This is a genomic window from Streptomyces sp. NPDC054841 (genome assembly GCF_053611045.1).
Map to the genome: position 1 here is coordinate 1 of NZ_JBSGZO010000045.1, position 21029 is coordinate 21029.

At 72.9% G+C, this 21029-nt stretch carries 18 protein-coding genes; 12 read left to right on the plus strand and 6 right to left on the minus strand.

Features of this window, described 5'->3' with window-relative positions; genetic code table 11:
• Positions 1–441: 441 nt before the first annotated feature.
• Positions 442–1350 carry a DUF3027 domain-containing protein gene (locus tag ACWGI8_RS09555; RefSeq protein ID WP_453659560.1) on the minus strand — a complete coding sequence of 303 codons (909 nt, stop codon included), beginning with the start codon at positions 1348–1350 and terminating at the stop codon, positions 442–444.
• A 280-nt stretch (positions 1351–1630) separates the two neighbouring features.
• On the opposite strand from ACWGI8_RS09555, the gene ACWGI8_RS09560 reads away from it, so the two are divergent.
• The 4 genes from ACWGI8_RS09560 (at position 1631) to ACWGI8_RS09575 (ending at position 5301) form a co-directional block, all read left to right on the plus strand.
• Positions 1631–3001 (plus strand): MFS transporter, encoded by a 1371-nt coding sequence (locus tag ACWGI8_RS09560; protein ID WP_453659561.1) that lies wholly within the window; start codon positions 1631–1633, stop codon positions 2999–3001.
• A 134-nt stretch (positions 3002–3135) separates the two neighbouring features.
• Entirely contained in the window at positions 3136–3612 is a 477-nt protein-coding gene (locus tag ACWGI8_RS09565; protein ID WP_453659562.1) for a DUF2771 domain-containing protein, read from the plus strand.
• Between the two features lie 22 nt (positions 3613–3634).
• A complete protein-coding gene (locus ACWGI8_RS09570; protein ID WP_453659563.1) occupies positions 3635–4423 on the plus strand; it encodes a futalosine hydrolase in 789 nt (262 codons plus the stop codon).
• The gene (locus ACWGI8_RS09575) at positions 4420–5301 is read left to right on the plus strand and encodes a 1,4-dihydroxy-6-naphthoate synthase (RefSeq protein ID WP_453659564.1); all 882 of its coding nucleotides are present in this window, start codon (positions 4420–4422) and stop codon (positions 5299–5301) included. The genes ACWGI8_RS09570 and ACWGI8_RS09575 overlap by 4 nt, the downstream gene beginning before the upstream one ends.
• 71 nt (positions 5302–5372) lie before the next feature.
• Here ACWGI8_RS09575 and ACWGI8_RS09580 read toward each other — a convergent pair whose 3' ends face one another.
• Positions 5373–5756: a cold-shock protein gene (locus ACWGI8_RS09580; RefSeq protein ID WP_385414414.1), complete on the minus strand. Its 384-nt coding sequence runs from the start codon at positions 5754–5756 to the stop codon at positions 5373–5375.
• A 212-nt stretch (positions 5757–5968) separates the two neighbouring features.
• On the opposite strand from ACWGI8_RS09580, the gene ACWGI8_RS09585 reads away from it, so the two are divergent.
• Positions 5969–6217, plus strand: a complete 249-nt coding sequence (locus tag ACWGI8_RS09585; protein WP_453659565.1) for a hypothetical protein — start codon at positions 5969–5971, stop codon at positions 6215–6217.
• Here ACWGI8_RS09585 and ACWGI8_RS09590 read toward each other — a convergent pair.
• A complete protein-coding gene (locus tag ACWGI8_RS09590; RefSeq protein WP_453659566.1) occupies positions 6196–6849 on the minus strand; it encodes an HAD family hydrolase in 654 nt (217 codons plus the stop codon). The two genes, ACWGI8_RS09585 and ACWGI8_RS09590, sit on opposite strands and share 22 nt — an antisense overlap.
• 88 nt (positions 6850–6937) lie before the next feature.
• On the opposite strand from ACWGI8_RS09590, the gene ACWGI8_RS09595 reads away from it, so the two are divergent.
• The 3 genes from ACWGI8_RS09595 to ACWGI8_RS09605 all read left to right on the plus strand — a co-directional run bounded on the left by ACWGI8_RS09595 (position 6938) and on the right by ACWGI8_RS09605 (position 9955).
• On the plus strand, positions 6938–7945 hold the full coding sequence (locus ACWGI8_RS09595; RefSeq protein WP_453659567.1) for a FecCD family ABC transporter permease: 1008 nt from the start codon (positions 6938–6940) through the stop codon (positions 7943–7945).
• A gap of 79 nt (positions 7946–8024) precedes the next feature.
• On the plus strand, positions 8025–9113 hold the full coding sequence (locus ACWGI8_RS09600) for a FecCD family ABC transporter permease (RefSeq protein WP_453659568.1): 1089 nt from the start codon (positions 8025–8027) through the stop codon (positions 9111–9113).
• Complete coding sequence (locus ACWGI8_RS09605) at positions 9110–9955, plus strand: ABC transporter ATP-binding protein (RefSeq protein ID WP_453659569.1); 846 nt, start codon at positions 9110–9112, stop codon at positions 9953–9955. Before ACWGI8_RS09600 ends, ACWGI8_RS09605 begins: the two co-directional genes overlap by 4 nt.
• Before the next feature lie 216 nt (positions 9956–10171).
• Here ACWGI8_RS09605 and ACWGI8_RS09610 read toward each other — a convergent pair whose 3' ends face one another.
• Positions 10172–11227, minus strand: coding sequence for a hypothetical protein (locus ACWGI8_RS09610; RefSeq protein WP_453659570.1), 1056 nt, complete (start codon positions 11225–11227; stop codon positions 10172–10174).
• Between the two features lie 81 nt (positions 11228–11308).
• On the opposite strand from ACWGI8_RS09610, the gene ACWGI8_RS09615 reads away from it, so the two are divergent.
• The 3 genes from ACWGI8_RS09615 (at position 11309) to ACWGI8_RS09625 (ending at position 16721) form a co-directional block, all read left to right on the plus strand.
• Positions 11309–13924 (plus strand): helicase-associated domain-containing protein, encoded by a 2616-nt coding sequence (locus ACWGI8_RS09615; RefSeq protein WP_453659571.1) that lies wholly within the window; start codon positions 11309–11311, stop codon positions 13922–13924.
• Positions 13925–13951: 27 nt separating this feature from the next.
• Positions 13952–14830 carry a glycosyltransferase family 2 protein gene (locus ACWGI8_RS09620; RefSeq protein ID WP_453659572.1) on the plus strand — a complete coding sequence of 293 codons (879 nt, stop codon included), beginning with the start codon at positions 13952–13954 and terminating at the stop codon, positions 14828–14830.
• Between the two features lie 250 nt (positions 14831–15080).
• Positions 15081–16721 carry a DNA repair helicase XPB gene (locus ACWGI8_RS09625; protein WP_453659573.1) on the plus strand — a complete coding sequence of 547 codons (1641 nt, stop codon included), beginning with the start codon at positions 15081–15083 and terminating at the stop codon, positions 16719–16721.
• A gap of 95 nt (positions 16722–16816) precedes the next feature.
• Here ACWGI8_RS09625 and ACWGI8_RS09630 read toward each other — a convergent pair whose 3' ends face one another.
• Together ACWGI8_RS09630 and ACWGI8_RS09635 are read right to left on the minus strand one after the other, a co-directional pair.
• Positions 16817–17992 (minus strand): glycosyltransferase 87 family protein, encoded by a 1176-nt coding sequence (locus ACWGI8_RS09630; protein WP_453659587.1) that lies wholly within the window; start codon positions 17990–17992, stop codon positions 16817–16819.
• Between the two features lie 191 nt (positions 17993–18183).
• Entirely contained in the window at positions 18184–18372 is a 189-nt protein-coding gene (locus tag ACWGI8_RS09635) for a hypothetical protein (RefSeq protein ID WP_453659574.1), read from the minus strand.
• 324 nt (positions 18373–18696) lie between these two features.
• Between ACWGI8_RS09635 and ACWGI8_RS09640 the strand changes: the two genes are divergently transcribed.
• Positions 18697–20640, plus strand: coding sequence for a HelD family protein (locus ACWGI8_RS09640; protein ID WP_453659588.1), 1944 nt, complete (start codon positions 18697–18699; stop codon positions 20638–20640).
• The last annotated feature ends 389 nt before the right edge of the window (positions 20641–21029 follow it).

Consider the following 21029-nt stretch of genomic DNA (forward strand, 5'->3'; position numbering starts at 1 on the left):
GCGGCCGGCCGCCCGAGCCCGCGTCGCCCACGGCCACGTCCTCGCCCGGGCCGGGGCCCGGTACGACGCGTCCGCGGGCCCCCGGGGGAGTCCGAGCCGCCCGCGGGACGCACCGTCACGGTCGCGTACAGCCCTCCGGAGCAAACGTTCACCTGCTCACCGACGGCGCTGTGGCGTCCCTCCACGCGACGGCCCGGCACCCTCGGGTGCCGGGGCCTTACCTGCCACTGGCTCTGCCCTGCCACTGGCCCTGTCCTGGCGGGCCCAGTCCTGGCCAGACCTGTCCTGGCGGGCCCAGTCCTGGCCAGACCTGTCCTGGCGGGCCCAGTCCTGGCCAGACCTGTCCTGGCGGGCCCAGTCCTGGCCGGGCCTGTCCTGGCGGGCCCAGTCCTGGCCAGACCTGTCCTGGCGGGCCCAGTCCTGGCCGGGCCCTGTCCCGGTCTAGGAGTGGCCCAGATCGTCCGGCGACGCCGCGTCCACGTGGTCCGGGACCGAGCCGCTGTCCGGGGCGGGCCGGAGCGGGAACTCGTCGGGACGCATCGAGTCCAGCACCGGCGGCGCGGGCCGAGGAGGCTTCGGCATGACCGCCGCCTCCGAGTGCCCGCCGCACCCGTACGAGAGCGACACGACCCGGCCGTCCGCCGGCGAGAACTCGTTCGCGCACACCCCGAACGCCTGCTTGAGCGACCCGCCCAGCGGCATCAGGAACCCGCACGACACGCAGGTCGCGGGCGCCGCCTGCGCCATCGGCGTCTTCGCGCCGTACGACTCCTCCCAGCGGTCCGCGGCGACATGCAGCCCGTAGCGCGACAGCACCCGCGCCCGCCGCATCCCGAGCTCCTCCGCGACGGACGAGATCGCACCGCGCGACGGGGCTCGGGAGACGATCTCCGCGTCCTCCGCGTCGACCCGGTCGGCCATCTCGCCGGAGACCGGCGAGTTCGGCGGGGGCACGTCCTCGCCCGAGTACCCGGGCTCCAGCCGCAGGTCCTCGGCCTCGGTCGGGAGCAGATCCCCCGGCCCCATGTCCCCCGGCCGCAGCCGCTCGCTCCACGGCACCCACTCCGGCGCCAGCAGCGCGTCGGGCCCCGGCAGCAGGACGGTCTCGTCGAGGGTGACGACCTTCGCGCGGGACGCCCTGGCGACGGTGACGGCCCAGCGCCACCCCTTGTACCCCGGCTCCTGGCACTCGAAGAGGTGGGTGACGACCCTGTCGCCCTCGGACACGAGCGAGACATGCTCGCCCACCACTCCCGGCGCGGCTGCCTCCTCGGCAGCTGTCCGCGCGAGGTCTACCGCCTCGGCGCACAGACGGTCGGGGGTACGGCTTCGCGTCGTCGCAGCACTCACAGGTCTCGCTTCTCTCCTACGCCGTCTCACGGGTGCGCCGGCCGATTCGCGATGTACGGGCGGCGGGCGGAGCGGACCAGTGGGCCGCATCGACGTCCGCGCCCGGGCAATCCGTCTCGGGCACACCTACCGTCACCCATTCTGCGGGATGACGAAGAGGCGCGCGGCCGAGAACTACCGCCGGTGGCGCGCTACGCACGCTACCCCTTCCGTGGCGTGCCGCCCACCTGCCCGTCCGAATCCCGGTTCGGGTCGAAGGAGCTTAGGGCACTATGACGACGTGACAGCCGCGAGGTCGTCCGACGATTCCGGGCCGCTGAACAGGGCGGGCCGGGCGGTCGGCCGTGCTCTGCACCTCCCCTTCACCGGTACGGCGAAGGGGATTCGCCGGGCGACCCACGCCCATGGTGCGGGCGAATCCGGGCTGGGCAAACTCATCGAGCTGCACGCGGTCAACGGCGCCGGCGATGTCATGATCACCGTCGCACTCGCATCGACCGTCTTCTTCTCGGTGCCCACCGACGAGGCCCGCGGGCGCGTGGCGCTCTATCTCGCGATCACCTTGGCGCCGTTCGCTCTCCTCGCTCCCGTGATCGGCCCGCTTCTGGACCACATCCCGCACGGCCGCCGCGCCGCGATGGCGGGCGCGATGATGACCCGGGCGGTACTGGCGCTCACCATGTCGGGCGCGGTCGCGACGGGCGGCCTGGAGCTGTATCCGGCGGCGCTCGGGGTGCTGGTGGCGTCGAAGGCGTACGGAGTGGTCAGAAGCGCCGTCGTGCCCCGGCTGCTGCCGCCCGGGTTCGCCCTCGTGAAGGCGAATTCCCGGGTGACCCTGGCCGGGCTGGTCGCGACCGGGATCGCCGCGCCCGTCGGCGTCGCGCTGCAGCGGATCGGCCCCGCCTGGCCGCTGTACGGGGCGTGCGCCGTCTTCGTCGCGGGCACCTTCCTGGCGTTCAGCCTGCCGCACAAGGTCGACTCGGCGAAGGGTGAGCGCAAGGCGCACATGCTGACGCACGGCGAACGGAAGCCGAGCCTGCGCACGGTCGGCCCGTCGGTGCTGCACGGACTGCAGGCGAACGCGGCACACCGCATGCTCTCCGGGTTCCTGATCTTCTTCCTTGCGTTCCTGCTGCGGGTGCATCCGATGGCCGGGCAGAGCGCGGCGGCGTCGCTGGTCATGGTGGGCATCGCGGCGGGGGTCGGAAATGCCTGCGGTACGGCGATCGGAGCGTGGGTGAGGAACCGTCCCCCGGAGGTCATCGTCGCCACGGGCCTGTCGCTCGTGCTGTCGGCGGCGATCCTCGCGGCCGTCTTCTTCAGCCCGCTCATGGTGGCGGTGCTGGCCGGGGTGGCGGGACTCTCGCAGGCGCTGTCGAAGCTGTCGCTGGACGCGATGATCCAGCGGGACGTTCCGGAGTCGGTACGGACGTCGGCGTTCGCCCGTTCGGAGACGCTGCTGCAGATGTCGTGGGTGGTGGGCGGAGCGATCGGGATCGCCCTGCCGCTGAACGGGGTGCTCGGCATGGCGGTGGCGGCGGCGATCCTGGCGACAGGCGCGGCGCTGGCCCTGCACGGTCTGCTGGTGGCCTCCCGGCGCAGCACACTGCCCCCGTCGCACCGGGTGAGCGCCGCACCCCGGGTGCAGTGACACCCGGCACCCCGGGTGCAGTGACGCCCGGCACCCCGGGCACGGTGCGCCGGGTGCCCCTGGGCACGGTGAGGCTCGGCGCCACGCCGCACCCCCGCGCTGCGGGACACCGGGGGCCCGATAGCCTTCGGACCATGACCGTTGCGTTCTTTACCGGCAAGCACCGCCGGGCCGCCGCCGCCCTCGGTGCCGTGTCCGCCGGCCTCCTCGTACTCTCCGCCTGCGACAAGCCGACGCCGATCGCGACCGTGACGGTCGGGACGGACTCGGTCCACTCCGAGGCGGCCTGCTACAACGACGGCAATGCCATCAAGGAGTCGCTGGCCCAGGGCTGCCTGAACGAGAAGGCCGAGAAGTCCATCGACGTCGCCTCGGACGACAAGATCCGGTTCGGCGTCGACCCCGAGATCGCCGAGAACGGCTGGACGATCTTCATCGGTGGTGAGCGGGCCGAGCAGGAGCCGTACCACAAGACGTACCGGACCATCCCGGCCAGCGCGTTCTTCACCAGCCCGACCGGTGAGGCCTCCAGCACCGCGCAGGTCTCCATCGTGGAGACCTCCGGCAAGAAGCTGACCGGCATCTGGCACTTCAAGCTGAACAAGGTCTGAGCCCGGGCGGCACCACCCAGCCATGCGCGTACTCGTCGTGACCGCGGTGCCGGCGGAGGCGGACTCCGTCACCGCCGGCCTCTCCGCCCACGGCCCGTCCACCACGCACCCCCTCCCGGGCGGCCACGCCCTGCGCCGCTGTGCGGGCGCGGGGGTGAGCGTGGACGTCCTCCCGGCGGGTGTGGGCCCCGCGGCCGCGGCCGCGGCGACGGCGACGGCGCTGACCGCGGCGGCGTACGAGCAGGCGGGCCCGGGCGCGCACGGAGCCGCCGGACAGGGCCCGGGCCGGCCCGCAGGAGCAGGCGGTCCGGCTGCCCGTGCCGGCTACGACCTCGTCGTTTCCGCCGGGATCGGCGGAGGGTTCCAGCCGGTCGCGCCGGTCGGCACGGTCGTCGTGGCCGACGCGATCGTCGCGGGTGATCTGGGCGCACAGACGCCCGACGGATTCCTCGCCGTCGAGGAGCTGGGTTTCGGGCGCTCGGTGCATGTGCCGTCGCCCCTCTCGGGCCGGATCGCCAAGACCCTGGACGCGGTGTACGGGCCCGTCCTCACCGTGTCCACCGTCACCGGCACCGGCGCGCGTGCGGCCGAACTGATCACGCGTCACCCCCGGGCCGCCGCCGAGGCGATGGAGGGCTTCGGGGTCGCCGAGGCCGCCGCCGCGCACGGTGTGCCCGTCGTGGAGATCCGGGCCGTGTCGAACGCCGTCGGCCCGCGTGACCGCTCCGCCTGGCGGATCGGCGAGGCACTGGAGTCCCTGCGGCACGCGTTCGGGCTACTCGGCCCCGTCTTCGAGGAGGAGTCCGGATGACACCCCGACGGATCCAGATCGCTTACTCTCCCTGCCCGAACGACACCTTCGTCTTCGACGCCTGGGCACACGGCCGGGTCCCCGGCGCACCCCGTCTCGATGTCACGTTCGCCGACATCGACATCACCAACGGCATGGCCGAGCGCGGTGAGTTCGACGTCCTGAAGGTGTCGTACGCCGTACTGCCCTACATCCTCGACGAGTACGCCCTGCTGCCCTGCGGCGGGGCGCTGGGGCGGGGCTGCGGCCCGCTTTTGCTGGTAAGGGAACCGAAAGAACACAGCCTCACCCGCGAGCCCGGATCCGCAGCGGACCTCGCGGGGAAGACCGTCGCCGTGCCGAGCGAGAAGTCGACGGCGTATCTCCTGTTCCGGCTGTGGGCGGCGGATCTGGTGCCGGAGGGCGTGGGCCGGATCGTCGTCCTGCCGTTCCACGAGATCATGCCGGCGGTACGGGACGGCAAGGTGGACGCCGGGCTCGTCATCCACGAGGCACGTTTCACCTATCAGAACTACGACCTGCACTGCCTTGCCGACATGGGCGAGCACTGGGAGTCCACGACGGGTCTGCCGATCCCGCTCGGCGCGATCGTCGCCAAGCGGTCGCTGGGCACGGAGATGCTGACGCTGCTGGCCGAGTCGGCTCGTACGTCCGTGCGGATGGCGTGGGACGACCCGGTGGCGTCCCGCCCGTACGTACTGGAACACGCCCAGGAGATGGACCCGGCGGTGGCCGATCAGCACATCGGGCTGTACGTCAACGAGTTCACGGCCGGCCTCGGCGAGAACGGCTATGCCGCGGTCCGCGGGCTCCTCACACGCGCCGCGGCCGAGGGGCTGGTGCCGCCCCTCGGCCCGGAAGCGCTGTCGTTCGTCTAGTTGTCGTTCGTCCAGTTGTCGTTCGGCCGGCGGTCGTTCGGCCGGACGCCCTTCATCCGGCCGTCGGCCGGCTAGACGTCGAGCTGGTCGGCGACCGCGCGCAACAGGCCCGCGATCTTCTTGCCGTGGGCCTTGTCGGGGTAGCGGCCCCGCTCCAGCGACGGCGTGATGTTCTCCAGGAGCGTCGTCAGGTCCTGCACGATCGACGCCAGTTCGTCCGGCTTGCGGCGCTGGGCGGCGGCGACGGACGGGGTCGGGTCCAGGACCGTCACCGACAGCGCCTGGTCACCCCGCTGACCCGCGACGACGCCGAACTCGACCCGCTGCCCCGGCTTCAGGCTGTCGACTCCGTCAGGAAGCACCGACGAGTGGACGAAGACGTCGCCGCCGTCGTCGCGGGAGAGAAAGCCGAAGCCCTTCTCACTGTTGAACCACTTGACCTTGCCGGTAGGCACGTCTGTCCTCGTCCTCGTAACTCGTCGGGATTTCGAAAACGCTCGGAATCCGCCCGGAATCCGCTCGGAAACCGATTGGAACCGCTCGCAAAACTGCTCTGGATAGCACTGCAGCGGGTCGCCCGACCCGCCACCACACAAGGCTAATGGTCCGGGGGCCACTGACAAGACGTCCCCGGCGGTTCCTACGCGCTGGGAACTACCCTGGTCGAGTGACTCATGAAACCCAAGCGAATTCGACCGGCCCCGGGGACGGGCTCGTCCGTGTCGGCGCAATCGTCTTCATCATCGGCGCGGTGGCCACTCTGGTCACGGTGGCCCCGCTGTTCCTCGGTACGGATCCGTTCCCGACGGCCGCGTACCTCGTGAGCATGCTGATGGGCGTCGGGTTCCTCGTCGCGGGCGCGGGCGTGCTGCGGTCGATCGCCGCGCAGCGCCGTCAGGCACGCTCCTCAGCGTAGGCGTACGCGTCGGCGTACCCGCCGAGCCAGGCCGGGAACGCGGTGAGGTCGGGCAGGACCACGTCCGCCCCGGCGTCCCGCAGCTCACCCTCCTCGCACGGCCCGGTCGGCACGGCGACGGAGAGCGCTCCCGCGGTACGGGCGCCACGCACATCCCCGGTGTGGTCGCCGACGTACACCTGCGCGTCGTGCTCGCGCAGCGCCTCCGCCTTGGCCTCCGCCCACAGCCAGCCGATCACCTCGTCCGGCTCGATGCCGAGGTGGGCGAGGTGCAGCCTGGCGTTCGGCTCGTGCTTGGCGGTGACGACGATCGCCCGGCCGCCGAGCGCCTGGACCGCGGCGACGGCTTCACGGGCGCCGGGCATCGCGAGGGTCGGCGTGATGGCGTGCGTGGGATAGATCTCGCGGTAGCGGTCGCCCATCTCCTGGATCCGGTCGTCCGGGAACCAGTGCGCGAGCTCCTCCTCCAGCGGCGGTCCGAGCCGCGTGACCGCGAGATCGGCATCGATCCAGACGCCCGTCTCGGCGGAGAGTGCCTGGTAGGCGGCCCGTATACCGGGGCGTGAGTCGATCAGGGTCATATCGAGGTCGAAGCCGACGGTGAGCGGTGGTGTCGCGGGTTCCGGAGCCATGCGGGCCATTGTGCCCACAAGGCGCCATCGGCCCGCGCATACACTTAGCCAACCCTTACCAGCCTCACCAGCCTCCCGATGGGTTTCCATGTCAGCCGCCGCCTTCAGGACCAGACGTGTGTTCGCGACGGCGGCGGCCGTTGTCGCACTGCTGCTCGCGGTCCTGCTCAGCCTCGCGGTCGGGGCGCGCCCGATCGCGCCGTCCGCGGTCCTCGACGCCCTGCTGCACGGCGGGACGAGCGACGCCGCCGAGGTCGTACGCCAAATGCGGCTGCCGCGCACGCTCATCGGTCTGATGGTCGGCGCGGCACTGGCCCTCGCCGGCACGGTGCTGCAGGGCCTCACCCGTAACCCGATCGCGGACCCCGGGATCCTGGGCATCAGCCAGGGCGCGTCGGTGGGCGTGGTCCTGGCGATCGCGTTCGCCGGGGTGCACACCCTCACCGGCTATGTGTGGTTCGCCTTCGCGGGCGCCGCGCTGGCGTCGGTCGCGGTGTACGCGATCGCGTCCGGCGGCCGGGGCGGGGCGACGCCGGTGAAACTGGCGCTGGGCGGCGCGGCGGTCAACGCGCTGCTGGTGTCGGTGACGATGGCCGTGCTGACCACCAAGGCCGCCGCCCTCGACGAGTTCCGCTTCTGGCAGGTCGGCTCCCTCGGCGGACGCGACGCGGAGGTGGCCGGACAGATCTGGCCGTTCCTCCTCCTCGGCACCGTGCTGGTCGTGTCCGTCGCCCGCGGTCTCGACGCGCTGGCCCTCGGCGAGGACGTGGCGAAGGGGCTCGGGCAGCGGGTCGCGACCGTACGGATCGTCGGCGGCATCGGCGCCACGATCCTCACCGGCGCGGGTGTCGCCGCCGTCGGCCCGATCGCCTTCATCGGCCTGGCGGTCCCGCACATCGCCCGCGCGATCGTGGGCAGAGACCACCGCTGGATCCTCCCGATGGCCGCGCTGACCGGCCCCGTCATGCTGCTCGCCTCGGACGTCGTCGGCCGGGTGCTGTTCCCGCCGAGCGAGGTCCCGGCGGGCGTCATGACCGCGCTGATCGGCGTGCCGTTCCTGGTGGCGCTCGTCCGGCGGAAGGCGGTCCCGGCGTGAGCGGTGTCCTTTTCCTGCCCCGCCGGTTCCTGCCCCGCAGGCCGTGGGGCGCCGGGCGCCCCGGACTCGGGAGGGGCGTATGACCGCGGTGCAGGCCACCAGGCGGTCCCGCGAGGCGGTACGGCCCGCCGGGTACGTCCTGGTGCGGGCCGGGAGCGCACGCTTTCTGCTGCATCGGCGCGCCGCGCTCGTCGCGTGCGGACTGGCGCTGGTGCTCGCGGCCGTCTGCGTGGCGTACCTCTGCGTCGGGGAGAGCTTCGTCGCGCCCGGCGAGGTCGTGAAGGTGCTCCTCGGGCAGCCGTCGTCGGACGAGCTGGTCGTCGGGACACTGCGGCTGCCGCGGATGGCGGTCGGGCTGCTCGTCGGCGCGGCCTTCGGAGTGGCCGGGGCGCTCATCCAGACCGTCGCCCGCAACCCGCTGGCCAGCCCCGACATCATCGGCATCAGCCAAGGCGCGAGCGCGGTCACCGTGGGCGCGCTGACGTTCGGCGTGACGTCGTACGACGTCCTGCCGTATCTGTCGGTCGCGGGCGGCGTCCTGGCCGCCGCCCTCGTGTACGTCTTCGCCTGGCGCGGCGGACTGCACGCGACCCGGTTCGTGCTCATCGGCATCGGCTTCGCCATCGCCCTGCGCTCGGTGACGACGCTCTTCATGACGAAGGGCGACTATCTCGTCGCCCAGCAGGCGCAGATCTGGATGACCGGCTCGCTCAACGGCCGCGGCTGGGACGAGGCGGCGCCGCTCGGATGGACGCTGCTCGTCCTCGTCCCGGGCGTGCTGTGGGCGGCGCGGGCCATGCGCAACGTGTCCCTCGACGACCACACCGCCACCGCGCTGGGCGTACGGCTCGGACGGGTACGCCTCGGTCTCGTCCTCCTGGGTGTCGTCCTCGCCTCCGTCGCGACGGGCGCGGCGGGTCCGGTCGACTTCGTGGCGCTGCTCGCGCCGCAGATCGCCCGCCGGACGACCCGGACCGCGCAGATCCCGCTGCTCTGCTCCGCGCTGCTGGGCGCGGTCATCGTCGTACTCGCCGATCTGCTGGCCAGGCGTCTGCTGTCCCCGACCGAACTGCCCGTGGGTGTGCTGACCGCCGCCGTCGGCGCCCCGTATCTGATCTGGCTGATCGTCCGCAGCCGTACCGCAGGAGCTGGAGGAGGCAAGGCATGAGCAGGCTGACGGCCCGCGAGCTGACGCTCGCCTACGAGGACCGTACGGTCGTGCACGAGCTCGACCTGGCCGTTCCCGACGGCCGGGTGACGGTCATCGTCGGCCCGAACGCCTGCGGCAAGTCGACGACCCTGCGGGCGCTCGGCCGGCTGCTGAGGCCGAAGGGAGGCGCGGTGCTCCTGGACGGCACGGAGCTGGCCCGTATCCCGACGAAGCGGATCGCGCAGTCGATCGGGCTGCTGCCGCAGTCGCCGGTGGCCCCGGAGGCGATCACCGTCGCGGATCTGGTCTCGCGCGGCCGCCAGCCGCACCAGGCCTGGTGGAAGCAGTGGTCGGACGAGGACGAGCGGGCCGTCACGGACGCGATGGAGCGTACGGATGTCGTCGCGCTCGCGGACCGGTCTGTGGACGAGCTGTCCGGCGGTCAGCGGCAGCGCGTGTGGATCGCGATGGCGCTCGCGCAGGAGACGGATCTGCTGCTGCTGGACGAGCCCACGACGTTCCTGGACATCGCCCACCAGGTGGAGGTCCTCGACCTGATGCGCCGGCTCAACCAGGAACGGGGCCGGACCGTGGTGGCCGTCCTGCACGACCTGAACCAGGCCGCCCGGTACGCCGACCACCTCGTCGCGATGAAGGAGGGCCGCATCGTCGCCGAGGGCCGCCCCGCGGACATCGTCACCGCCGAGCTCGTCCACGAGGTCTTCGGCCTCGCGTCGGTCGTCGTCCCGGACCCCGTGACCGGCTCCCCGCTGGTGGTGCCGGGGGCGCCGTGGGGCGCCCCGTCGACGGGTACGGCCGTCCCGGCACCGGCCGAGGGTTCGCACGTCGGCACGGCGTGAACCCGGCGGCCCAGCACCCCGGGGGCCCGAGAGTCCGGCGGCCCGGAGGCCCGGCACCCCAGCAGCTCGGGGGCGAGGTCCGGAGGCCCTGGGGACCGGCAGTCCGGGGCCCGGCAGCTAGGCACCCCGGCACCCCGGCAGCTCGGGGGCGAGCGCCCGGAGGCCCGGCCGCCCGGCGGCCCGGCGGCCCGGCGGCCCGGGGGTCTCAGCCCCGCTTTACTTCCGTCGTGCGCGCCAGACCAAGTACAGCGCCGTCGCCAGCGCCGCCCCCCGCACCACCCACGGCCAGGTCGACGACAGCGCCTCGCGCATCGCCTCGCCGCCCCGTGGGATCGGTTCGCCCCACCGGCCGTCGACGCGGCCCCAGAGCCAGATCGCGGCGCCGGTGGCGACGGCGGCGGGGAGACCGATGACCGCCCCCTTCGCTTCCCTGCGAGAGAGGGTGCGGGAGGCGTACGCGAGGAGCCAGCCGCCGGCCAGGGCGATCCAGGAGCCGAGGACCGTGCCGACGGCCAGGAGCACGGCGGCGAAGAGGAGCAACGGATTCCCCGGACGCGCGCCGCCGGTGCGGCGGCGGAGCCGCGGACGCCATCGGCGGCGCGCGGGATCCGTCTCCCCCGCCTCGGACTCGCCGGACGCGTCGTGCTCGCCGTACTCGCCGTACTCGCCGTACTTGTCGGAGTCCTCGGAATCCTCGGACCCCGCCCTCTCCCCCTCCGCCTGATCCGTCCTGCGCGGAGGCTTCAGAATCTCCGGGATCTCCACTCCGCCGACGAATCCGCCGATGTCGTCCCCCTGTCCCCCGTGCCCCCCGAGCGGCCCCGGTTCGACCCGCCACCAGTCGGGTGCGGCGCCCGCGGACGGGCCGAGCTCGTCCATCCCTGCCAGGTGCGGGGGCGACGCGGCGGTGGACGGCCGGGTGCCCTTCGCGTCCTTTCCTTCCGACCTGCGCGTACGCGGCATGATCCGCCGGCCGGAACGGTTCCTCTGCTCCGGCACGGCAGGCACCGAGGGCGCGGCGGTTGCGGCGGTTGCGGCCGGGGCACCGTCCGCCGCCGCGTCCACCACCTCGTCCGGCGTCCCCAGCCGCCCCAGGATGCGCCGGACGGCCGCCGGGCTGTCCGTCTCGTATTTCGCGCGCTGCCGGTCGATCTCGTTCCGCAGCGACGACACGAGCCGCATCCTGGTGCCGGAGGGCAACTGGCGTTGCTGGGCCAGGTCCCCGACCCGGCTCAGATAGTCGAAGACAAGCTGGTCGCTCTCGATCCCCACGGACGCCCCTCCACAGCGCGCCCGGTACCGGTGGGCGCCTGACCCGACGTTAGCGCGGCGGCAGGGGCTAACGTGGGGCGGATGGGGACCGGTGAGCTCGATCGGGAGGCGCACGTGCCCACAGGAACGCCCGCGGAAGCATCCGCACGTACGGCCGGCGCGGCACCGCGCACGCTGGCCGAGGCGCTGCGCACCCGCGGCGACGAAGGGCTGGCGGCGCTGCTGCGCGCCCGCCCCGATCTGCTGTCCCCGGTCCCGAACGACCTGACCCAGCTCGCCACCCGCGCCGGCACCCGGGCCTCGGTGGTCCGGGCGCTGGAGCGGCTGGACCGGTTCACGCTGCAGACCGCGCAGGCGCTGGCAGTGGCCGCCGAGCCCGCGTCGTACGACACGGTCCGCGCGCTGCTGGCCGGGGACGACGGCGACCCGGCGGTCGAGGCGGCGCTGCCCCGCGCTGTGGACGTGCTGCGCGAGCAGGCGCTGGTGTGGGGCGACGACGAGCGGCTGCGGCTGGTGCGTACCGCGCGCGAACTGCTCGTGCCGTCCCCGGCGCACCCGTCCCCGACCGGGCTCGGCCCGACGGTCGCCGAAGCAACCGCGGGCATGTCGCCGGGGCGGCTGCAGGAGATCGTCGCCGCGGCGGGGCTGCCGACGACCCACGACCCGGTGTCCGCGGTCGCCGCGCTGACCGCACTGTTCACGGACCGGGAGCGGATGACAGCGCTCCTGGACACGGCTCCGCCGGAGGCACTGGCGGTGCTGGACCGGCTGGTGTGGGGGCCGCCTTACGGAGAGGTGACCGCCGATCCCACGCCGCCGGTGCGCTGGCTGCGGGACCGGGGGCTGCTGCTGCCCACGTCGCCGCGGACGGTGGTGCTGCCGCGCGAGGCGGCGCTGCATCTGCGCGGCGGGCGGGCCCACCAGGAGCCGGAGCCGGTGCCGCCGGAGGTGGTGGTCGCGGCCGAACACCGTCCACAGGTTGTGGACAGTACGGCCGCGGGGCAGGCGCACACCGCGCTCGCGACGGTCGAGGAGCTGCTGAAAGAGTGGCAGACGGGCGGGCCCGCGGTGCTGAGGGCGGGCGGGCTGAGCGTCCGTGACCTCAAGCGCACGGCAGCGGCGCTCGACGTCTCCGAGCAGATCGCCGCGTTCTGGGTCGAACTGGCCTACGCGGCGGGACTGCTGGCCTCGGACGGCGAGGCGGACGAGCGGTTCGCGCCGACCCCCGCGTACGACGAGTGGCTCGATCTCCCCGCGCCCGCGCGCTGGACGTCGCTCGCGACGGCCTGGCTCACCGCGACCCGCACGTCCGGCCTGATCGGCGGCCAGGACTCCAAGGGCCGTACGCTCGCCGCGCTCGGCCCCGATCTGGACCGGGGCCCGGCCCCCGAGGTCCGCCATCGCGTCCTGACCCTCCTCGCCGACCTTCCCCCCGGCTCCGCCCCGGTCCCGGAAACCGTCCTCGCCCGCCTGCGCTGGGAACGCCCGGTCCGCGCCACGTCACCGCAGGCCCCCGACCTCCGCTCCCGCATCGCCACCTGGACCCTCACCGAGGCCGAACTCCTGGGCATCACAGGCCGCGGCGCCCTCGCCACGGCGACCCGCACGCTCCTGGGCGAACCGCCCGCGCCCGCCGGCCAGGCAGCCACGTCCACCGCGCCCGCCGGGCCGGCAGCCACGCCAGCCCCGTCCGCCACGTCCGCCGGCCAGGCAGCGGGCCCCGCCGAAGGCGCCCACAGCCACGTCGAACTCGCCGCGCGTGCCGCGCTCGCGGCCGCCGCGATCGCCCCCCTCCTCCCCGAGCCGCTCGACCACGTCCTTCTCCAGGCCGACCTCACCGCCGTCGCGCCCGGGCCGCTGGAGCGGCCGCTCGCGGAGGCGCTGGGGGTGGTGGCGGACGTGGAGTCGAAGGGTGGCGCGACCGTGTACCGGTTTACGCCGGGGTCCGTGCGGCGGGCGCTGGACGCCGGGCAGGCCGCAGCCGATCTCCACACGTTCCTGGCGCGGCACAGCCGTACGCCCGTACCGCAGCCGCTCAGCTACCTCATCGACGATGTGGCCCGTAAGCACGGCCACCTCCGTATCGGTGCCGCCTCCGCCTACGTACGCTGCGACGACGACGCGCTGCTGGACGAGATCCTCGCCGACCGGCGCTCGCACGGCCTGCGGATGCGGCGCCTCGCGCCCACCGTGCTGGCCGCCCAGGCCGACCCGGCCACGCTGCTCGAAGGGCTGCGCGACATGGGATACGCACCGGCCGCCGAATCCGCCGAGGGAGACGTGCTGATCACCCGCGCGGACGCCCGCCGCACCCCGCACCGCACCCCGCCCGCGCCCGTCCCGGACGGGCCGCCCGTGCCCGACGACACGCTGCTCGGCGCCGCGGTGAAGGCGATCAGGGCGGGCGACCTTGCCGCCACGGCCGTGCGCAAACCCGCCCCGCACACCGCCGATGGCGAGCTTCCCCGCACCACTCCCGCCGAGACCCTCGCGACCGTCCAGGCCGCGGCGCTCACCGGCTCCGCGATCTGGATCGGGTACGTCAACGCGGACGGCGCCGCCAGCCAGCGCGTCATCGCACCGGTCCGCGTCGAGGGCGGCTTCGTCACGGCGTACGACCACACCGCCGACGAGGTCCGTACGTACCCGCTGCACCGCATCACCGGAGTCGCCGAGCTCGCGGACGAACCCGCCTGACGAACCCCCAGCAAAGGACCCACCCACATGAGCACTGGCGCATCCCGACCGACCGTAGGGGCGGTGGTCCTGACGATGAACGACCGGCCCGAGGAGTTCCCTCGGGCCATGGCGTCGCTTCTCGCTCAGGAAGGCGTCGACCTGGACGTGATCGTGGCCGGCAACGGCTGCACCCCCGAGCAGGTGCCGCCCGGCGTGCGGACCGTGGAGCTCACCGAGAACGTCGGCATCCCTGAGGGCCGCAACGTCGGGGCCGCGAACGTCAAGGGCGACTACCTGTTCTTCTTCGACAACGACGCCCACCTGCCGACCACCGACGTGCTGGCCCGGCTCGCCACCGAACTGCAGCGTGACCCCGCCCTGACCTATGCACAGCCCCGCATCGCCGATCCGGACACGGGCGTCACCATGCGCCGCTGGGTGCCCCGGCTGCGAGCCTCCGACCCCGCACGGCCCGGCATCGTGACCGTCATGGCCGAAGGCGTCGTCATGGTCCGCCGCTCGGCGTTCGACGCCGTCGGAGGCTGGCCCGGCCACTTCTTCCTGTTCCACGAGGGGATCGACCTGGCCTGGCGACTCTGGGACCACGGAGGAACCGGCCGCTACCTGCCGGACATCGTCGTGCACCACCCGGCGACGGACCCGGCCCGGCATGAGAGGTTCTACCGGCTCAACGCCCGTAACCGGGTCTGGCTGGCCCGCCGGAACCTGCCGCGCGTCCTGGTGCCGCTCAACCTCGCCACGTGGGTTCCTTTGACCCTGTGGCGGTTCCGGGACCGGTCCGCGCTACGGGCCTCTCTCGATGGCTTCAGGGAGGGCCTGCGCCGGGGGTGCGGCGAGCGGTCGCCCATGAGCTGGACCACCGTCGCGAGGCTGACCCGCGCAGGCAGGCCACCCCTGTTCTGAAGACGGTTTGTCTTCTCCCGTGGGAGCCGGACCACGAGCCTGTGCACGTCCGCGAGGAGCTCCGCTCACAGACAGCTGACGGTCCTCGCCCGGAAGGCTCACCGCGAACCGGCCACGGCAGCGTGGCCAGGACGGTGTGGCCGACACCACCCAGCCGCACCCCCCGATAAGGCAAACTGGAGGTTTGGCTGCACGGTACCGGCCGCGACCGCACGGGACCGCACGGGAGCCATGAGGAAAGGGCACACGCGTGAACGGACCACTCATCGTCCAGAGCGACAAGACTCTCCTGCTCGAGGTCGACCACGAGCAGGCGGACGCGTGCCGTCGCGCCATCGCCCCGTTCGCGGAGCTGGAGCGCGCACCCGAGCACATCCACACGTACCGCCTCACCCCGCTCGGCCTCTGGAACGCGCGGGCGGCCGGGCACGACGCCGAGCAGGTCGTGGACGCGCTCGTCGAGTTCTCGCGCTACCCCGTCCCGCACGCGCTGCTCGTCGACGTCGCCGAGACGATGGCCCGCTACGGCCGCCTGACCCTCCAGAAGCACCCCGCCCACGGACTGGTGCTGACCACGACCGACCGGCCCGTCCTGGAGGAGATCCTCCGCTCCAAGAAGATCCAGCCGCTGGTCGGCGCCCGGCTCGACCCGGACACGGTCGCCGTGCACCCCTCCGAGCGCGGCCAGATCAAGCAGACCCTGCTGAAGCTGGGCTGGCCCGCCGAGGACCACGCGGGCTACGTGGACGGCGAGGCCCACCGCATCGACCTGGACGAGGCGGGCTGGGCCCTGCGCCCGTACCAGAAGCAGGCCGTCGAGGGCTTCTGGCACGGCGGCTCGGGCGTCGTGGTGCTCCCCTGCGGCGCGGGCAAGACCCTCGTCGGCGCGGGCGCCATGGCCCAGGCGAAGGCGACGACCCTGATCCTCGTCACCAACACGGTCTCGGCCCGCCAGTGGAAGCACGAGCTGATCAAGCGCACCTCGCTCACCGAGGAGGAGATCGGCGAGTACAGCGGCGCGAAGAAGGAGATCCGCCCGGTCACCATCGCCACGTACCAGGTGCTGACGACGAAGCGGAAGGGGATCTACCCCCACCTGGAGCTGTTCGACTCCCGCGACTGGGGGCTGATCGTCTACGACGAGGTCCATCTGCTGCCCGCGCCGGTCTTCAAGTTCACGGCCGACCTCCAGGCCCGTCGCCGGCTCGGCCTGACGGCGACGCTCGTCCGCGAGGACGGCCGTGAGTCGGACGTCTTCTCGCTCATCGGCCCCAAGCGTTTCGACGCGCCGTGGAAGGAGATCGAGGCGCAGGGCTACATCGCGCCCGCGGACTGCGTCGAGGTCCGGGTCAATCTGACCGACTCCGAGCGGCTGGCGTACGCGACGGCGGAGACCGAGGAGAAGTACCGCTACTGCGCGACGACGGAGACGAAACGCCGTGTGACCGAGGAACTGGTCCGCAAGCACACGGGCCAGCAGACCCTGGTCATCGGCCAGTACATCGACCAGCTCGACGAGCTGGGCGAGCATCTGGACGCCCCGGTCATCAAGGGCGAGACGCCCAACTCTCAGCGCGAGAAGCTCTTCGACGCGTTCCGGAACGGCGAGATCAGCGTCCTCGTCGTGTCCAAGGTCGCGAACTTCTCGATCGATCTGCCCGAGGCGACGATCGCCATCCAGGTCTCCGGCACCTTCGGCTCCCGCCAGGAGGAGGCGCAGCGCCTCGGCCGCGTCCTGCGCCCGAAGTCCGACGGCCACAAGGCGCACTTCTACTCGGTGGTGGCCCGCGACACCATCGACCAGGACTTCGCGGCGCACCGCCAGCGTTTCCTGGCGGAGCAGGGATACGCGTACCGGATCATGGACGCGGACGACCTGCTGGCGGACTGACGCTCACGGACTCCCGCCACGACGCAGAGTGCCGACGCAGAGTGCCGACGCAGAGTGCCGACGCAGAGTGCTGACGCAGGTGCTGACGCAGGGCACTAACGAGTACCGGCGCACGTACTCATTTCCCGGGCCGTGCGCTGCACGGGCAGCACCGCGGCGGCCGTACGGGCCCGTAGCGCCGCGAGGACCAGCACCGCCACACCCAGCGGCGGATAGGGCGACGCCAACGGCTGCTGCCACCACGGCAGTTGGAGCTCCAGATCACCCGCGTACGGTACGAGCCACATGGTGCGGGCCAGGAAGAGCACAGTCATTAGCGCGGCCGTGCGCCGGTGGCCCTCGGCGACGAGCACCGCCAGCAGCGGGACGCACCACACCCAGTGGTGGGACCGGCTGATCGGCGAGACGAGCAGGGCGGTGAACGCGACGGCGAGAACGGCCCAGGGCTCCGGCGCGCGGCGGGCGATCCACAGCCCGGCGACGGCCGTCACCACCGCCGCGGCCGCCCACACCCCGCCCGGCTCCTCCGTGTGCAGGACGCGCGCGAACAGGCCTTGCAGCGACTGGTTGTCGACGATCCACGCCGTGCCGGCCCGGCCGGTGTCGAGGATCCGCCGGGTCCAGAAGTCGGCGCTGGCCTCCGGCAGGACGAGGGCGCCGAGCAGCACCGTGCCGGCCAGCGAGGCGAGCGCGGTGAGCCCCGCCCGCACCCGCCCGGTGATCAGCAGCAGGACGATGAAGACGGCCGGAGTGAGTTTCACACCCGCCGCGACGCCGAGGGCGAAGCCCTTGCCGAGGGCGCCGGGCGGGCGGGACAGGTCCCACACGACGATGCAGACGAGGGCGAGGTTGATCTGCCCGAAGAGCAGTGTCTGGAAGACGGGTTCGAGCCACAACCCGAGCGCGATCGCGGCGAGAAGGTACGGAGCGGGGGCGGCCGGCATGCCGGCGAAGCGGCAGGAGAGCCGTACGAGCAGGGCGAGGAGCAGGGCGTTGCCGGCGACGAAGGCGACCTTGAGCACGGCGACGGGAAGCCAGGTCGTCGGCACGAAGAGGATCGCGGCGAAGGGCGGACAGGTGGCGGGCAGCTGCCACTCGGTGACGGTGAACTCGTAAAGATCGGTGCCATGCGCCACGGCCGCGCCCTCCGCCCGGTAGACGAGGGTGTCGGCCATGGGGATGTGCTGGGCGACGCAGAGAACGGCCAGCGCGGAGAGCGACAGAACGAGTGCGAGGGCGCCGCCTGATGCGTTCAGTGAGCGGGCTGTCACGTTCCGGTACGGGTTCGTCACGGCCGCGACCCTAGTCGATCAGCGGGACCGCGGCGGAGCCGGAAGCTGCGGCGAAGTCAGAGGTAGTGGCGGAGTCGGAGAGGCAGCGGCGCAGTCAGAAGTGGCGGCGGAGTCGGAGAGGCAGCAGCGGAGTCGGAGGCGGCGTCGGAGTCGGAGAGGCAGCGGCGCAGTCAGAGGTGGCGGCGGACGCCGGCCTCTTCGCTGTACTCCCCGAGGACCGCCACGCCGAACGCCGTGGTCATGAAGACCTTGACCGCGCGCAGCATGTCGCCGAGACGGTGCGCGTGGTGCGCTGCGACTCCGGTGGCGGTGGCGCCGTGACCGGGCTGGGTGGCTGGGTTGAAGGTGGCTGAGCTCATGTGTCCAGGATGCGACTGCAGCGCCCGGAACACATCGACCTGCGGTCTGAACCCTGATCCGGGACGCGTACGACTTCGGATATACGGCGTCCCCTACGGGGCGGACCCCGCCCCGCGAAAACCATTCGCCCGGGCTCGGCGGACTGATTACAATCGCCCGTCTTGCCCGCCTCCCTCGCAGGAGTGCCCGCCGTCCGGACGGAAACCGGACGCGCAGCCATGCCGTAAGTCCAACGTACCTTCGGAGGCCGCGCCGTGCCCGCGCACGATCCACTCGCCCATGAACGCTCCCATCTGACCGCTTCCCGCGCCGCGCTGCGCGCGATGCGCGAGGACGTCCAGGCCCTCGACATCCGCGATGTCACGGCGAACTGGGTCAACGCCGCGGTCCTGGAAGCCCAGATCAACGAGCGGATCAGGGCCCTGGCCGACCTCGCCCACACCCCGCTGTTCTTCGGACGCCTCGACTATCTGCTCACGAGGCAGGAGGGGCAGCGCTTCTACATCGGGCGCCGTCACGTCCATGACTCCGACGGCGACCCGATGGTGATCGACTGGCGCGCGCCGGTCTCGCAGCCGTTCTACCGGGCCTCCAGGAAGGACCCGATGGACGTCGGCCTGCGCCGCCGCTTCGGCTACACGGGCGGCGACCTCACGGCGTACGAGGACGAGCACCTCACCGACCCCACCGAGGGCGAGCGGACCAGCAAGCTGCTCCAGGCGGAGATCGAGCGGCCGCGTGTCGGGCCGATGCGGGACATCGTCGCGACGATCCAGCCCGAGCAGGACGAGATCGTACGGTCGGGCCTGGCCGGCACGGTGTGCGTCCAGGGCGGCCCCGGCACCGGGAAGACGGCCGTCGGCCTGCACCGCGTCGCGTACCTCCTCTACGCGCACCGGGAGCGGCTGGCCCGTACCGGCACGCTGGTCATCGGGCCGAACCGATCCTTCCTGCACTACATCGAGCAGGTCCTGCCGGCCCTCGGCGAGCTGGAGGTCAAGCAGGCGACCGTCGACGACCTCGTCGCCCATGTCGAGGTGCGGGGGACGGACGAGGCCGCGGCGGCGGTCGTCAAGGGCGACGCCCGGATGGCGAAGGTGCTGCGGCGCGCCGTGCGCTCCCACGTGACCATGCCCGTCGAGCCCCTCATGGTGGTCCGCGGCTCGCGGCGCTGGCGCATCCCCGCGTACGAACTCGAAGAGATCGTCCGGGAGTTGCTGGACCGGGACATCCGCTACGGCGCTGCCCGCGACGCCCTTCCGCAGCGCATCGCGCACGCGGTGCTCGTCCGCATGGAGCAGTCGGGCGAGGCACCGGACGACCGGGTCCAGGACGCGGTCGCGCGCAACGCGGCGGTGAAGGCGGCGGTCAAGGCGATCTGGCCGCCGGTCGACCCGGCGAAGCTGGTGCTCCGGCTGCTCTCGGAGCCGGACTTCCTGGCCGAACACGCGGACGGGGTGCTGACCGCCGAGGAACAGAAGGCGATCCTCTGGGTCAAGCCCCCGCGCTCGGCCCGTACGGCTCGCTGGTCCGCCGCGGACGCGGTCCTGATCGACGAGACGAACGATCTCGTCGAGCGCACGCACTCACTCGGCCATGTGGTCCTGGACGAGGCGCAGGACCTGTCCCCGATGCAGTACCGGGCGGTGGGCCGCCGCTGCACGACGGGCTCGGCCACGGTCCTGGGCGACCTGGCGCAGGGCACCACCCCGTGGGCGACGGCGAGCTGGTCCGAGGCGCTGTCGCACCTCGGCAAGCCCGACGCGGCGGTCGAGGAGCTGACGGCGGGCTTCCGTGTCCCCCGCGAGGTCATCGCGTACGCGTCCCGTCTGCTGCCCCACATGTCACCGGGCCTGGCGGAGGTCCGCTCGGTCCGTGAATCCCCCGGCTCGCTGGAGATCCGCGCGTCGGAAGACGACGGCGACGTCGTCACCGCCTGCCTGTCGGCCCTCCGCCGCGAGGGCTCCATCGGCCTCATCGCGGCCGACGCCCGCGTCCCGTCCCTCGCGGCGGCCCTGACCGCGGCGGGCCTCCCGTACCTGGCCCCCGGCGAGGAGACGACCCCCGACGCCCGCCTGACCCTGGTCCCGGCGTCCCTCGCGAAGGGCCTCGAATACGACTACGTGGTCCTCGACGACCCCGCCTCCATCGTCGCCGCCGAACCCGACGAACGCACCGGCCTGCGCCGCCTGTACGTGGCCCTGACCCGCGCGGTCTCGGGCCTCACGGTGCTCCATGCGTCCCCGCTGCCGTCGCAGTTGGCCTGAGGCCGACACCGTCCGCGCGGCCCACCCACCCACGGTCCGCGGTCGGGAGACGGTCCCGGGGCGGGGCCGTGCAGGGTCGGCCCCGCAGGGACCGGCGGAAGTACCGGGTGATCCTGCGGGTATTCGGCGCCCCGCCGGTCCCGAGGAGTCGAGCCCGGAGGGGCCCCGCCCCACCACCCACCGGCAGCAGCCACACCAAGCCCGTCCGGCGTTTGAGGACGGACACACCGGGTCACCGCGGTACCGGCGCACCCCAAGCCCGTCCGGCGTTTGAGGACGGACACACCGGGTCACCCGCGGTACCGGCGCACCCCAAGCCCGTCCGGCGTTTGAGGACGGACACACCGGGTCACCCGCGGTACCGGCGCACCCCAAGCCCGTCCGGCGTT

What these genes read in the sequence shown, in the direction of transcription:
- ACWGI8_RS09595 (WP_453659567.1), top strand. Translation starts at nt 6,938, where the DNA reads ATGTCAGCCGCCGCCTTCAGGACCAGACGTGTGTTCGCGACGGCGGCG.
- ACWGI8_RS09605 (WP_453659569.1), top strand. Translation starts at nt 9,110, where the DNA reads ATGAGCAGGCTGACGGCCCGCGAGCTGACGCTCGCCTACGAGGACCGT.
- ACWGI8_RS09635 (WP_453659574.1), bottom strand. Translation starts at nt 18,372, where the DNA reads ATGAGCTCAGCCACCTTCAACCCAGCCACCCAGCCCGGTCACGGCGCC.
- ACWGI8_RS09620 (WP_453659572.1), top strand. Translation starts at nt 13,952, where the DNA reads ATGAGCACTGGCGCATCCCGACCGACCGTAGGGGCGGTGGTCCTGACG.
- ACWGI8_RS09600 (WP_453659568.1), top strand. Translation starts at nt 8,025, where the DNA reads ATGACCGCGGTGCAGGCCACCAGGCGGTCCCGCGAGGCGGTACGGCCC.
- ACWGI8_RS09590 (WP_453659566.1), bottom strand. Translation starts at nt 6,849, where the DNA reads ATGGCTCCGGAACCCGCGACACCACCGCTCACCGTCGGCTTCGACCTC.
- ACWGI8_RS09570 (WP_453659563.1), top strand. Translation starts at nt 3,635, where the DNA reads ATGCGCGTACTCGTCGTGACCGCGGTGCCGGCGGAGGCGGACTCCGTC.
- ACWGI8_RS09575 (WP_453659564.1), top strand. Translation starts at nt 4,420, where the DNA reads ATGACACCCCGACGGATCCAGATCGCTTACTCTCCCTGCCCGAACGAC.
- ACWGI8_RS09565 (WP_453659562.1), top strand. Translation starts at nt 3,136, where the DNA reads ATGACCGTTGCGTTCTTTACCGGCAAGCACCGCCGGGCCGCCGCCGCC.
- ACWGI8_RS09615 (WP_453659571.1), top strand. Translation starts at nt 11,309, where the DNA reads ATGGGGACCGGTGAGCTCGATCGGGAGGCGCACGTGCCCACAGGAACG.
- ACWGI8_RS09640 (WP_453659588.1), top strand. Translation starts at nt 18,697, where the DNA reads ATGCGCGAGGACGTCCAGGCCCTCGACATCCGCGATGTCACGGCGAAC.